We start from the raw sequence: 542 nt of genomic DNA, 5'->3' as shown, positions 1-542 counted from the left end.
GCGAGAACAATCCGCTGCTGCGCCGCGTATACGCCCTGGACGGCGACAAGGAGGAAACCCGCCGCGTCTATGCCGAATGGGCCGAACAGTACGACCGCGACACCCTTGACGGGATGGGCTATGTGGCGCCCGGCCTGGTCGCCAGGGACGCGAAGGTTCTGGACGCGGGCTGCGGCACCGGTCTGGCCGGTGTGGAGCTGAAGAAGCTGGGGTTCACCAATATCGACGGCAACGACCTGTCGCGCGAGATGCTCGAAGTGGCCGGCGAAAAGAACGCTTACGGCCAGTTGTCCGAGGCGGACCTGACCGTGCCGCTGGAGATTGCCGACGACAGCTACGACGCCGTGATCTCGGTAGGTGTCTTCACAAGCGGCCACGTCAAGCCGAAGGCCCTGGACGAGTTGGCGCGCGTGACCCGCAAGGGCGGGCAGATCGTCGTGACGGTGCACGAGAAGGTCTGGGAGGCTGACGGCTATCCGGACTATCTGGAAGACATGGAGATGCGCGGCCTGGTCAACATCCAGGCGGTGAAGGAAGCGCCT

The 542-nt window shown here is 64.8% G+C and carries 1 protein-coding gene; it reads left to right on the top strand.

Annotation, left to right across the window (positions count from 1 at the left end):
- The coding region (locus FRC98_RS21065; RefSeq protein WP_146983525.1) for a class I SAM-dependent DNA methyltransferase at window positions 1–542 on the top strand (542 nt) is incomplete at both ends.

The organism is Lujinxingia vulgaris, from assembly GCF_007997015.1.
Lineage (GTDB): Bacteria > Myxococcota_A > Bradymonadia > Bradymonadales > Bradymonadaceae > Lujinxingia > Lujinxingia vulgaris.
Note: the sequence above shows the minus strand (reverse complement) of the source record. Positions and strands in the feature narration are given on the sequence as shown.